This window comes from Streptosporangium sp. G12, assembly GCF_052983175.1.
Window position 1 is genome coordinate 77,935 of record NZ_JBRIQO010000032.1, and the last position, 12,524, is coordinate 90,458.

The 12,524-nt window shown below is 71.6% G+C and carries 10 protein-coding genes; 5 read left to right on the forward strand and 5 right to left on the reverse strand.

The window, feature by feature from the left end:
* Positions 1-75 precede the first annotated feature (75 nt).
* Positions 76-1,494: an extracellular solute-binding protein gene (locus ACVCAG_RS38240; RefSeq protein ID WP_440087871.1), complete on the forward strand. Its 1,419-nt coding sequence runs from the start codon at positions 76-78 to the stop codon at positions 1,492-1,494.
* Between the two features lie 59 nt (positions 1,495-1,553).
* Here ACVCAG_RS38240 and ACVCAG_RS38245 read toward each other — a convergent pair whose 3' ends face one another.
* The 3 genes from ACVCAG_RS38245 to ACVCAG_RS38255 form a co-directional block, all read right to left on the reverse strand.
* A complete protein-coding gene (locus ACVCAG_RS38245; protein ID WP_440087872.1) occupies positions 1,554-2,519 on the reverse strand; it encodes a helix-turn-helix domain-containing protein in 966 nt (321 codons plus the stop codon).
* A 95-nt stretch (positions 2,520-2,614) separates the two neighbouring features.
* Positions 2,615-3,949 carry a sensor histidine kinase gene (locus ACVCAG_RS38250; protein ID WP_447191320.1) on the reverse strand — a complete coding sequence of 445 codons (1,335 nt, stop codon included), beginning with the start codon at positions 3,947-3,949 and terminating at the stop codon, positions 2,615-2,617.
* Between the two features lie 261 nt (positions 3,950-4,210).
* Complete coding sequence (locus ACVCAG_RS38255; protein ID WP_440087874.1) at positions 4,211-5,644, reverse strand: LCP family glycopolymer transferase; 1,434 nt, start codon at positions 5,642-5,644, stop codon at positions 4,211-4,213.
* 175 nt (positions 5,645-5,819) lie between these two features.
* Here ACVCAG_RS38255 and ACVCAG_RS38260 point away from each other — a divergent pair, with 175 nt between their 5' ends.
* Positions 5,820-6,332, forward strand: a complete 513-nt coding sequence (locus tag ACVCAG_RS38260) for a GNAT family N-acetyltransferase (RefSeq protein ID WP_440087875.1) — start codon at positions 5,820-5,822, stop codon at positions 6,330-6,332.
* A gap of 193 nt (positions 6,333-6,525) precedes the next feature.
* Complete coding sequence (locus ACVCAG_RS38265; RefSeq protein ID WP_447191321.1) at positions 6,526-8,277, forward strand: ABC transporter ATP-binding protein; 1,752 nt, start codon at positions 6,526-6,528, stop codon at positions 8,275-8,277.
* A gap of 126 nt (positions 8,278-8,403) precedes the next feature.
* Here ACVCAG_RS38265 and ACVCAG_RS38270 read toward each other — a convergent pair whose 3' ends face one another.
* Entirely contained in the window at positions 8,404-9,186 is a 783-nt protein-coding gene (locus tag ACVCAG_RS38270; protein WP_440070587.1) for a family 16 glycosylhydrolase, read from the reverse strand.
* 30 nt (positions 9,187-9,216) lie between these two features.
* Between ACVCAG_RS38270 and ACVCAG_RS38275 the strand changes: the two genes are divergently transcribed.
* Together ACVCAG_RS38275 and ACVCAG_RS38280 are read left to right on the forward strand one after the other, a co-directional pair.
* Positions 9,217-9,561 carry a hypothetical protein gene (locus ACVCAG_RS38275; RefSeq protein ID WP_440087877.1) on the forward strand — a complete coding sequence of 115 codons (345 nt, stop codon included), beginning with the start codon at positions 9,217-9,219 and terminating at the stop codon, positions 9,559-9,561.
* Between the two features lie 123 nt (positions 9,562-9,684).
* A complete protein-coding gene (locus tag ACVCAG_RS38280) occupies positions 9,685-10,920 on the forward strand; it encodes a hypothetical protein (RefSeq protein ID WP_440087878.1) in 1,236 nt (411 codons plus the stop codon).
* A gap of 568 nt (positions 10,921-11,488) precedes the next feature.
* Here ACVCAG_RS38280 and ACVCAG_RS38285 read toward each other — a convergent pair.
* Positions 11,489-12,481 carry a nucleotide-binding protein gene (locus ACVCAG_RS38285; RefSeq protein ID WP_440087879.1) on the reverse strand — a complete coding sequence of 331 codons (993 nt, stop codon included), beginning with the start codon at positions 12,479-12,481 and terminating at the stop codon, positions 11,489-11,491.
* Positions 12,482-12,524 lie beyond the last annotated feature (43 nt).

Below are 12,524 nucleotides of genomic sequence, written 5' to 3' on the forward strand. Positions count from 1 at the left end.
TCGGGGGAGTTTGGCGGCTCTCTGTCGCGGCAGAGGGCCACATAAGATCATTTTTCGTGATCGACCGGATTGACCGTGATCGACCTCGCCGGGCTGAACACCGTCACCCGCACCGTGATTCTGCTGGAGGTATGCATGCGTGGTACAGCTCGTGCGTTCGCCATGACCACCGCGGCCCTCGCCCTCGGGCTGACCGCCTGTAGCGCGGGCGGGCCGGTCGACGGCCGGCCGGTCGCGCAGTCCGTCCCCAAGGCCGGTGAGGAGACCGGGAAACCCGGGAAGCCGGCCGGACCCGTCACCCTGAAGTACTGGACCTTCGCCCCGCCCGCGGCCGCGCTGAAGAGGGCGATCACCGCGTTCGAGCGGGCGAACCCCGGCATCGAGGTCGAGCTGCGCACCTTCGACGAGGCCGACTACCGCAAGCGGCTGCCCAAGGCGCTCGACGGTGACGAGGCACTCGACGTCGTCGGCGTCCAGGTCCCGACGATGACCCGCGCGATCGCCGACCGGCTTCGCCCGGTCGACGACTGGAAGGACAAGGTCTCCGGCGGCTGGGTCGAGGAGCTCGACGAGAGCGCGGTGGAGCAGACGAGGAAGGCCGCCAAGAACGGCGAGCTCTACTCCGTCCCGATGGGGTCCAGCGGCGGCGCGGTCATGTACTACAACGCCAACCTCCTGTTCGAGCTCGGGGAGTCCTTCCCCGAGACGGCCGCCGATCTGGAGTCCATCGTCATGCGGGTCAAGAAGGAGATCCCCGGCCTCCGGCCGGTCGTCTTCTCCGGGGAGCCGCGCCGGCAGGAGGAACTGCTGTTCACCATCGCGGGCCAGACCCAGCCGACCCTCTCCGACGACCTGCTGGCCGGTGACAAGCCGTGGAACGGCCCCGAGACGGTCTCGGCCCTGACGGCCTACAGATCGTTGTTCGACCGGGGCGTGCTGGCGAGGTCGGCGCTGACCCTCGAGGGCGACCGCCCGGCCGAGCTCTTCCGCGCCGGCAAGGCCCTGTTCCTGGTGGACGGCTCGGACCGGAGCCCCATGCTGTCCGCGTCCTACCGCGAGACCACGAAGGCCTCCGTCAAGAAGGTCGGCGCGGGTCCCTTCCCGACCATCCTGCCCGGTGCCGAGCCCGCCGTCCGCAGCACGGTCGAAGTGGGCCTGGCCGTCCCCAGGAGTTCCAAGCACGTGGCCGAGGCGGCCACGCTGATCGAGTTCCTGACCGCGGGCGAGGGCGTCTCCGGCTGGGCCGGAGACCTGACGATGGTCCCCTCCCGCGAGGACTTCCGGATGAACTCGTCCGCCTTCGCCACCCCGGAGGGCAAGGACGGCTACGCCGCGATCCAGGACCTCATCAGGGACGGCGGTTCCCTGAACGTCCCCGACGAGGTCTTCCTGGAGCGCGCCGAGGGTGATGTCATCCTCGATGTCGCCCATGGCCGGACCACCGCGAAGAAGGCGGCCGACCGCCTGCAGAAGGAGTGGGCCCGCGGCCAGTGACGGTTTCCCGGTACGGCCGGCGACGGCCTCTCTTCCGTGGCTCTCCCGCAGTGGCCGGATCAGGCGTCCACGAGCCGGAAGGTGCGGCGGTAGGCCATCGGTGAGACACCGATGGCCACCTGCAGGTGCTGGCGGAGCGAGGCGGCGGTGCCGAACCCCGAGCGCAGGGCGACGCCGTCCACCGGCAGGTCGCTGGTCTCCAGGAGCCGCCGGGCCAGCTCGATCCGCTGCAGGATGAGCCACTGCCCCGGGCTGAGGCCCATCTCGTCGCGGAAACGCCGGGTGAAGGTACGGCGGCTCATCCGGGCGTGGGCGGCGAGCTCGCTGAGGGGGAGCGGCTCGTGCAGCCGCTCCAGCGCCCAGGCCCTGGTCGCCGCGGTCGTCGCGGCGGTCGGGGCGGGAAGCGGGTGCTCGATGAACTGGGCCTGGCCGCCGTCGCGCCACGGAGGGACGACGCATCGCCTGGCCACGCGGTTGGCCACCTCGGTGCCGTGGTCACGCCGGACGATGTGCAGGCAGAGATCGATTCCCGCGGCCACCCCGGCCGAGGTGAGCACGTCCCCGTCGTCCACGAACAGCACGCTCGGGTTCACCTTGACCTTGGGGAACAGCTTCTGGAAGTGGTCGGCGCTGCTCCAGTGGGTGGTCGCGGGACGACCGTCGAGCAGCCCGGCCGCCGCGAGCACGTAGGCGGCGGTGCAGATCGAGACCAGGCGGGTGCCCGGCCGGATACGCGCGATCGCCGCGGCCAGGGGCTCGGGGAGCCGTCCCTCGCCGGAGGTCGTGCCGAGGGCGTGGGTGGCCGGGATCACCACGGTGTCCGCGCCCTCCAGGGCCTCCGCCCCGTGCTCCACCGCGATCGAGAAGTCGGCGTCGGTGCGTACGGGGGCGCCGTCGACGGTGCAGGTGAGCACCTCGTAGAGCGGTCTGCCGTCCGGGCCCTCGGCGCCGCCGAAGATGCGCGGCGGGATGCCCAGCTCGAAGGGGATCACACCGTCCAGGGCGAGCGTGACGATCCTGTGCATGGCCCGATTCTTACACATGAAAGATAAAGGCCATCTTCGTCAGGACCGCCTTCCGCGGGTCGTCGCGGTGTGTCCGCCCCCGCCGTGCGGCGGGCTCAGGAGTGGGTCGCGGTCGACAGCGGCAGGCGGAGGACGAGCCGGGCGCCGCGGCCGGTGGTGCTGTCGGCGGCGTAGAGCCGGCCGTAGTGCGCCACGGCGATGTCCCTGGCGATGGGCAGGCCCAGGCCGGTTCCCCCGGCGTCGCGGCTGCGCGCCGGGTCCAGGCGGGTGAACCGCTGGAAGACCCGCTCCCGCTCTTCCGCAGGGATGCCGAGCCCGTCGTCGGTGACCTCCAGAACGGCCTCGCCCCGCTCGCTCCGGACCCGGACCCGCACCTCGCTCACCGCGTGCCGGTCGGCGTTGGCCAGCAGGTTGGTCAGCAGCCGGCCCAGCTGGAGCCTGCTGCCCCACACCATGACGCCGGGGTCGCGCTCCAGCAGCAGCTCGTGCCGGGACGAATGGCGCTTCACCTCGCAGGTGACCAGCTCGGCGAGGTCGACCGGCTCCGGCGGGCCTGGTACGCCGGCGTTGAGGCGGGCGAGCAGCAGCAGGTCCTCGATGATGGCCTGGAGCCGTTCCACGTCCGCCAGCGTGGAGCGCATCGTCTCCACCGGGTTCTCCGCCTCGGGATCGGAGATCGCCAGTTCGAGTTTGGTGCGCAGCCCGGTCAGGGGGGTGCGAAGTTCGTGGGAGGCGTCGGAGGCGAAGCGGCGCTGGTTCTCCACGGCCCGCTCCAGCCTTTCGAGGGTCGCGTTGATGGTCTCGGTGAGCTGCGCCATCTCGTCCCCGGAGGCGGGAACGGGCATCCGGCGGCTGAGGTCGGAGGCGGTGATCTCGGCCATCTCGGCACGGATCCGTCCCACCGGCGCGAGCGTACGGCCGGCGAGATGCCAGGCGCCCCAGCCGAGAAGCGCGAGAAGCCCCAGGGAGAAGAGTGCCAGCGCGATCTCAAGGGAGTTGGTGCGGAGGACCGGGGGCTCCGGTGCCGCCGCGTAGACCATGACGTCGCCGTAGACGGTGTGGGCCATCCGGAGACCCACGGTGATGTAGCACTCCCGTTTCACCGCCGAGGAGCCCACGCACGACGTCCCGTCCACGCGGATGTCGCCGCCGACCGGGCGCATCCGGCTGATCGGGGGCGAGCCGAGCATGGCGGGACTGGCGGCGACCACCCGGCCGTCGTTCGCGACGACCTGGATGCGGTCGATGCGGTTGATCGGGAGGACGACGGTGTTCGGGCGTCCCCTCTGGATGTCCAGGCCCGTCTTCCTGGCCGCCACGGCCGTCGCGCCGACGAGGTCGGCCACCAGCCTGTTCTGCGCGATCTGCCACGTCGCGAACGCGCCCGTTCCCAGGGCCAGGGCGAACACGACGATCGCTATGAGGGTCACCCGACCCCGGATCGAACGCGGACGTCGCAATACGTATACCCCCCAAAAAAGCGGCTTTCCTTCCCTAAAGACGTTTTTAACCATTTATAGGTGGCAAGTATTAATCCCGAAGCAAAACGCGGCCAAGTTCTCATGCCCGTTCGGCGGCGAAGGCAATGGTTTCCACGAGCCCGGGGCCGGGAAGGTACCGTCGCGGCCTCCGGCCCCGCGGCAGGCCGCCCGTTCCTCCGCTGGTCGCCGCGAAGTCTCCCGGCAGGACGATCAGGCGCCGGCGCACGAGTCGTGGGTCGCGTCGAATCCCTTCAGGCTCTCGTTGTCGTCGCGGGGAAGCGGCTTCAGACCTTTCCAGTCGTCGCCGATCGTCAGGACGAGCCTGCCCGTGGTCGCCCGGCGGACGGGCAGCGGCCTGGCGGCGAGCAGGTCGCGGCTGAGGGTGGGCGCCTTGGCGGCGCCGTTCGGCGAGTAGGCGATCGTGGTCGTCGGGTACGGCTTGCGCGACGCGTCGCCGATCCTGGCGACGTGGTAGCCGCGCTCCTCCAGCTGGACGGCCACCAGGGTGGCCAGGCCGGACCGCAGGGTCCCGTTGCGCACCTCGACCTGGATCTTCGACCGGGGCACCCTGCTCTGGCCGCCCTTGACCCCGGAGCCGCTGATCGCCCGGTCCGTCGCGACGATCTTGAACAGCCTGCCGCTCTGCGGCTGGACCCACTCCACCCGGCCGGGGTGGACCAGCGAGTAGCGCCACGGGGTGGTGATGAAGTGGATCTGCCCCGCGGCGAGTCCCTGCGCGCTGGTCGCCAGGTCCCGCATGACGCCCGGAGTGAGGCCGGGATCGGTGGTGACCGACTTCGTCGCCGCGTCGAGGAAGCCGAAGAGCCGGGTGGGGTCGGTGAGCGTCTCGCCGCTCATGACCTTCTTGACCATGGAGGCGATGAACATCTGCTGGCGCTGGATGCGCCCGATGTCCGATCCGTCGCCCAGGCTGTAGCGGGCCCGGACGTAGCCCAGGGCCTGCTCGCCCCCGAGGTTCTGGCGCCCGGCGGCCAGGTGGAGCAGGGCCTTCTTGTCGTTGATCGCCTCCGGTACGCAGACCTCCACGCCGCCGACCGCGTCGACCATGCCCTTGAAGCCGGTGAAGTCGACCTTCACGAAGTGGTCGATGTGGATGCCGGTGAGCGACTCGACGGTCTTCCAGGTGCAGGTGATGCCGCCGGAGTTGAACGACTCGTTGATCATGCCCACGTGCGGTCGCTGCCCGGGCAGCCCCTGCTTGGCCCGGCAGGCGGGAAGCTGGACCATCGAGTCGCGCGGGAAGCTGACGACCATCGCGTTGTCCCGCTTCGGCGAGATGTGCGCGAGCATGATCGTGTCGGTCCGCTCGCCCGCCACCCGGCCGTACCGCGCGTTCTTGCCGCCCCGCTGGTCCGAGCCGACGACCAGGACGTTCATCGCCTTGCCCGCCGCCTTGACCGGGCGCCGCCCGAGGTCCTCCGCCGAGACCTCGACGTGCTTGACGTTGCCGCTCAGCTTGACGTACGCGCCGGCCACCGTCCCCGCGGCCACGAGCACCACGGCGGTGACGGCGGCCACCAGCCACCACAACCACCTGCGGCCCGGCCGCCACGAGCGCCGGGCGGGCGGTGCCGGCGGCTCGGGGGGCGGTTCGGGGAACGCGTCGATCAACCCGCTGCTCACGTGACTCCCGGGGGGGAAAGCGGCCACGGCGTGCGCCCGTGACCGAGGAGCCGTATTCCGGCCGTCGCAGAGTTTACTAACCTCCCGGTACGGCTGGTCCGGGGCGGGTCTGCCCTGCGTGAGGGTACATACACCTGTCCTGTGTGGAGGTACGCATCCCTGTTACGATCCGCCGGTGATTATCCGTCACGGGTATCTCGGCGACGTACCGGCCGTTCTGGCGATGTTCGACGGCGCGGTGGCGTGGCTGTCCTCCCTGGGCCGCACCGGCCAGTGGGGCAGCGAACCGTTCTCCCTCAACGCGGCCCGCGTCGAGGGGATCACCGCGTGGGCGATGTCCGGCGGGATGCGCATCGCCGAACTCGACGGCCGGCCCGCGGGCTGCCTGGTGGTGGGGACCGCGATGCCCTACGTCCCTCCCGCCTCCGAGCCGGAACTGTACGTCCAGGGGCTGGTCGTCGACCGGAGGCACCACGGCCGGGGGGTCGGGGCCGTCCTGCTGGAGCGCGCCCGCGCGGAGGCCGCCTGGCTGGGGGTCGCGCTGGTGCGGGTCGACTGCTACGCCGGCGACGACGGCCGGCTGGTGGCGTACTACGAGAGCCGGGGCTTCACCAGGACCGAGAGTTTCAAGGTCGGAGACTGGCCGGGCCAGATCCTGGAGGCGAGGCTTCCCGCCGCCACGGGCTGAACGATCCGCGCCGGGCGGCCCGTGCTACGCGGCCCGTGCCGAGCGGTGCCGTGCCGCGTGGCCCGTGTCGAGCGGGTCGTGCCGGGAGCGGTCACGCGGCGGGGCGTCACGTGTCGATTCACCGGGGCACGTCACGCGCGCGAAATCTTGGTACGAGAGTATTGCCGGAGATTTGCCGCTGTTTGGGGGATTTGTGGTTGGCGCTCTCGATCACCGCTATCGCGGTGAGCACCCGGTCCGCACGCTCGCCTACCTTTTCCGGGAGGACCGTCTCAGGCTGTTCGCGGGGATGCTCGCCTTCCTGGTCAAGCACAGCCCGACCTGGCTGTTGCCGCTGATCACCGCCAACGTCGTCGACATCGTGGTCACCCGCGCCCCGATCGCCCACCTGTGGGTCAACGCGGGTGTGCTGCTCGCCCTGCTGCTCCTCAACTACCCCCTCCACCTGCTCTACGTCCGCTGCACGCACGGCGCCATCCGCCGGATGGGGACGAACCTGCGTTCCGCGCTCTGCCGCCGCATGCAGCAGCTCTCCATCGGCTACCACGCGCGGGTCAGCGCCGCCGTACTCCAGACCAAGGTCATCCGGGACGTCGAGAGCGTGGAGCAGACCAGCCAGCAGGCGGCCGACATGGGACTGTCCGCGCTCACCATGCTGGCCGGAGGTCTGGTGGTGATCGCCGTGCAGGTATCCGCCGCGATCCCCGTCTTCCTGGTGGTCGTACCCGCCGCGGCCCTGCTCGTGATGCACATGCGCACCCGGCTGCGCGACGACAACGAGAGCTTCCGCCGCGAGGTCGAGCAGCTGTCCAGCCGGGTCAGCGAGATGACCACGCTCATCCCGATCACCCGCGCGCACGGCCTGGAGCAGGACGCCCTGCACCGCGTCGACGGCACGCTGACCAAGGTCCTGCGCAAGGGTCTCCGGCTCGACCTGCTCAACGGCAGCTTCGGCTCGCTGGCCTGGATCCTGCTCAACGCGCTCGGCGTCGCCTTCCTCACCGGTTCCGCGCTCGTCGCCTACTACCAGGTCATCCCCATCACCGCGGGCGACGTGGTCATGCTCACGAGTTTCTTCGCCACCCTCACCGCCGCCGTCACCTCCCTGCTCACCCTCACTCCGATGATCAGCAAGGGGCTGGCGTCCGTACGGTCCATCGGGGAGGTGCTCCAGGCGCCGGACCTGGAGCACAACGCGGGCAAGGAGGAGGTCGCCTCCGTCCGCGGCGAGATCGCGTTCCGCGACGTCGGGTTCTCCTACGGCGAGGAGGCCGCGATCACCGGGTTCGACCTCACGGTGACCCCCGGCGAGACGATCGCGCTGGTCGGCCCCTCGGGAGCCGGTAAGTCGACCGTGCTCAACCTCGTCATCGGTTTCCTTCGGCCCACCTCCGGCCGGATCCTGCTGGACGGGCGCGACATGGAGACGCTGGACCTGCGGACCTACCGCAGGTTCCTGTCCGTCGTGCCGCAGGAGTCGATCCTGTTCGAGGGCAGCATCAGGGAGAACGTCACCTACGGCATGGCCGACGTCTCCGAGGAGCGGGTACGGCGGGCGCTCAGGGACGCCAACGCGCTGGAGTTCATCGACCGGCTCCCCGACGGCCTCGACACGGTCGTCGGGGAGCGGGGCGCCCGGCTGTCGGGCGGGCAGCGCCAGCGCCTGGCCATCGCCCGCGCCCTGATCCGCGACCCGCGCGTGCTGATCCTGGACGAGGCCACCTCCGCCCTGGACACCCGCTCCGAGGCGCTCATCCAGGAGGCGCTGACCCGCCTGGTCGCCGGGCGTACGGTCCTCGTCGTCGCCCACAGGCTGTCGACCATCCGAGGCGCCGACCGCATCGTGGTCATGCGCGACGGCGGGATCGAGGAGGTGGGCACCCACGAGGAGCTGATGCGGCTGCGCGGCGCCTACGCCGGACTGCAGGGCGCCCAGCTCGCCTGAAGGAGGTCCCAGGCCGGGTTCCCAGGCTGATTTCTCCGACCGAGGAAGCCTCGGAAGCCGGAGACGCGAGGAGGGTGCGGGACCCGTTCCCACGGATCCCGCACCCTCCTGTCCTGCCGGGTGGACTCAGCCCGCGGTGCCCGTCGAGGCCGGGTAGATGCGGAGCCAGTCGACCTCCATCCACGCCTCTCCCGAGCTGCCCTGGCCGGGGAACCAGTCCAGCTGCAGGCAGACCGACATCGAGCTGCGGGTGGCGTTGCCGGAGCGGAACCACTCCTGCCCGTCGATGTAGCCGACGACGCTGTCGGGGGTGACCTCCACGGCGTAGGTGTGCCAGGTGGTCATGTCGATGTTGGCGTGGGCCTGCTCCTGCCCCTGAGGGGTGTGCAGGAAGAAGTTCGGCCGCTGCCTCTGCGGATCGTCGATGACCTCGAGGAAGTCGATCTCCTCACCGGTGGAGCTCCGCACGTTGCCGCCGCCCTCCTTCGGCCACAGCAGGGCGACGGGGTGGTACGACCCGGCGCCCGGGTACAGGCGGATACGCGTCTCCCAGCGCCCGTAGGCCTGGTCGTGACGGGCGGCCAGACCGGCCGTGGTCCCGTCCTCGCGGCCGTACAGGTAGAGCGCCCCGTTGCCGAGGTAGAGCTGCTGCGGGGAGCGGCGGCCGTTGCCGGCGTGCCCGGCCGAGTCGTAGAACACCCAGTCGGACTCGTCGAGGTAGTCGTCGAACTCCGCGCACCAGGACGGTGCGCCCCAGTTGAGGGCTTGCGCGGCGCTGGCCTCGCCGGTGGCGGCGGGGGCGCAGGGTGCCGCCGAGACCACCTCTCCCTGGGCCGCGCTGAGAGTGCTCACCGTCAGCGCGGCCACCATGCTGAGTACGGCCACCCGCACGTGGGATCTGGTGATCATGATTACTCCTCCCAGGATCTGGCGCAGAGTGTGGAGGGGCTGAAGCTCCAGCAGCCGGTGCTCGTCGGGCTGGGGATCGACGACGCGGTCGGGCTCGGCAGCGGCTGGGCGGGTGAGGCCGGCGGCCCGAACACCCAGCGCGGTGCGCCCGCCGGCTCCTGGTTCGCGATCAGCAGGACGGGGGATTCCGAGGTACGGCCCCGCCAGGGCGCGAGGCTCCAGCACGAGGCGATGTCCTCCGGCTTACAGAAGTCGGAGGTGGAGCGCTTGAGCGGGGGCAGGGGCAGGACGGTGGGGATCGAGGGCGCCGGGGACGGGGCGGCCATCGGGGATCGGGTGCTCTGGACCGGTTCGGTCAGGAGGGAGGGCTCGTAGGCGCCGGTCCGCGTGGGCGCGGGCCGTGGCGCGTTGGTCGCCCAGCTCGGCGGACCGGTGCGCGGCGGGGCGGTGAGGCTGGAGGTCGGGCTCGCCGGGGGCTTCGGCGTCCCCTTCTGAGGGGTGGTGGGCCTCTGGGACGTCGACCGGGTGGGCTTGGGCGCGGCGGTGGTGGTCGGCGCCGGCTTGGTCGCCGTCGCCGTCGCGCGGGGGGCCGGGGGCCTGGGACCCGGGTGCGTGGGCGCCGGGTTCGGCGCGGGCTTGGTGGCCCTGTCGGAGGGTTCGGGGCCGGGGGGTTTGGGCGTCGCCTTCGGCGGTTGCGGCCTCCCGGTCGCCGTGGACGAGGCGGTGGCGCTGGCCGACGGCGCCGGGGTGTTCGGGGCGGAGGTCGCCGACGGCTTCGTGTTACCGGGCGGCGCCGGGGCGGGCGCCGTGTTCTCGGGCGGTGCCTGGGTGGCCTTCCTGGTCTCCGGGGGCGCGTTCGTGGGCGCCGTGTTCTTCCGGGGTGCCTCGGTGGCCCTCCTGGTCTCCGGAGGCGCTTCGGCGGTGGGCTCGGTGTTCCTCGGGGCCGCGGGTGGGGCCTGGGTGGACCTGGTGTTCACGGGCGGTTCCTCGGTGGGGCGTGCCCTCCTCGACGGCGGGTTCGTCGGCACCGCGTTCCTGGTCCGCACGTTCTCCCGCGAAGGCGCGGAGAACTGTTCGGCGGGAACGTTCTCCTCCGTGCGGGGGGCGGTGGTTCGCTGGCCGGGACGGCTACGGGACGCGGGAGGGGAACTGCGGGTCTCGGGAGGTGACGCGTTCTCCGCGGGCGGGCTCCGGTCGGGGCCGGAGGGGGAGCCGCCCTCCGCGGGCGGGTTCCCGTCCGGCGTCGAGCCGGAGTCGTGGTTCGAGGGAGGCCTCTCGTCCGGCCCGGAGGTGTTCCCGGTCTCGGGGACGGTGGTCTCCGGAGGGGACTCCTCTCGTGCGGGGGGCGGGGCGGCGGGGGGAGCGGGGGGGACGGCGAACTCCTGCGACGGTGAGCCCGAACTCACGCCGGGATCCGCCAGGGCGGCCCACGGCTGGGCGATGACCGCGCTTGTCGTCGCGGATACCGCGGCCAGCAGAAGGCCGGAGAGTAAGGTGACACGCCGGGACGAGCTGCGTGGGGGCATTGATCGCTCTTCCTGGATCTATGGGGTGGGCTCTGGGCCGGAGATGGGTTTCCAGCCCGCGGCGGTGAATTCCGGGGTGCCCGGGAGGGCGACCTGCGGCACGGAGGTGGCGAGGGGGTCGGGGACGTTGACCCAGTCCCCCTGGTTCGCACCGCGCATGCCGGGCTGCCAGACCATGAGCAGGCTCATGGCGTACGGGCTCGCATAGGTGGGATCGGTGTCGCCGACGCCCTTGGTCGCGGTCACCTGGACCAGGACCGAGACCAGCACCTGATCCTGGGCGCGGGCTTTCCACTGGACGCCGATCGTCCGCGTCCGCATGGCGGCGCCGTCGGGGAGTGCCCCGTCCTTGGGAAGGCCGAGGATCTCCCGCCATCCCGCGACGGCCTCGCGGGCGCCGGCCCGTGCCGCGTCGTGCTGCTCGGGCCGCGCGTACAGCACCGCGGCCTGCTCGGCCTGCTCGGCGTCCAGGGTCCACGCCGCCTCCAGCGCCGCGGCGGCGGCCGAGGCCGCGCCCAGCTCGGTGCGGGGGAACCCGACGGGGTAACCGGCCGCGCCCTCGTAGCCGGAGGGCGGGGCGAGGAGAACGGTGTCCCCGACGGCCTTCGGCGCGGAGACGTTCACGGGGGTGGAGTCGGTTCGAAGGAGCTGCCATGCCCCGGCCGCCAGCAGGATCGTCCCCACGATCGAGACGACCACGATGAGCATCCGCCGCCGGGCGCTCGGCGGCGGGCCCAGATCCCAGTTCAACGTGGGATCGTCGGCGACCGGCCGCACTAGTGGCTCCGGTCGGGACGCTGCCCGAAGGTCTGCCCGGCCGCCGCGGCCAGGCGGAGATACGCGCCCCGCGTCGTGGGCCGCAGGCGGACCAGGTCCACCTCGGCGCCCTCCTTGAGGTGCGGGTCGTAGGGAATGCGGATCACCGCGCGGCAGCGGGAGGTGAAGTGGCGCTCCAGCAGGCCCAGGTCCACGTCGGACTTGGGTTCCACGGCGTTCAGCACGACGATGGCGTTCTTGACGAGGTCGGCGTGGCCGTGGGCGGTCAGCCAGTCCAGCGTCGCGGCGGCCGAACTCGCCCCGTCCACCGCGACCAGGCTGACCAGCACGATCTGGTCGGCCAGTTCGAGCGTCGCGCCCATGGCCCCGTGGAGCAGGCCGGTCCCGCAGTCGGTGATGCAGATGGAGTAGTAGCGCTCGATGAGCCCGGCGACCGTGCGGTAGTCCTCGGCGTTGAACGCCTCGCTCACGGCCGGGTCGGTGTCGGAGGCGAGGACCTCCAGCCGGGCCGGCGACTGGGAGGTGAAGGCGCGGGCGTCGGCGTAGCGCAGGATGTGGGGGGCCTCGGCCAGCATGGTGCGGATGGTCGCGGCCGTCTCGGACTTCACCTTGATGCCGAGGGTCCCGCGGTCGGGGTTGGCGTCGATCGCGATCACCCGGTCGCCGCGCAGGGAGGCGAGCGTGTTGCCGAGGGCGACGGTCGTCGTGGTCTTGCCGACCCCGCCCTTGAGGCTCATGACCGCGATCCGGTGGTGACCGCTCGCGACAGGGGTCTGCGCCTGCGCCATCAGCGTGCGCCGTTCCAGTTCCGCCGCCGACTCCGCGGGGATGATGCGCTTGCCGGAGAGCTGCCAGACCAGACGGCGCCATCCTCCGGCGGGCTCGGGGCGGCGGTTGGTGAGCAGGTGCTCCGCGGTGAGCGGGACCGTTTCGTGGAACTGCTCGGGCGGGGTGGGCGGCGATGTCTGGATGTGGGGAGAGGTATCCGTCATTGCCCTGGTCCTTTCTCGAAAAGCGATCTTGGGGGGATGGAAG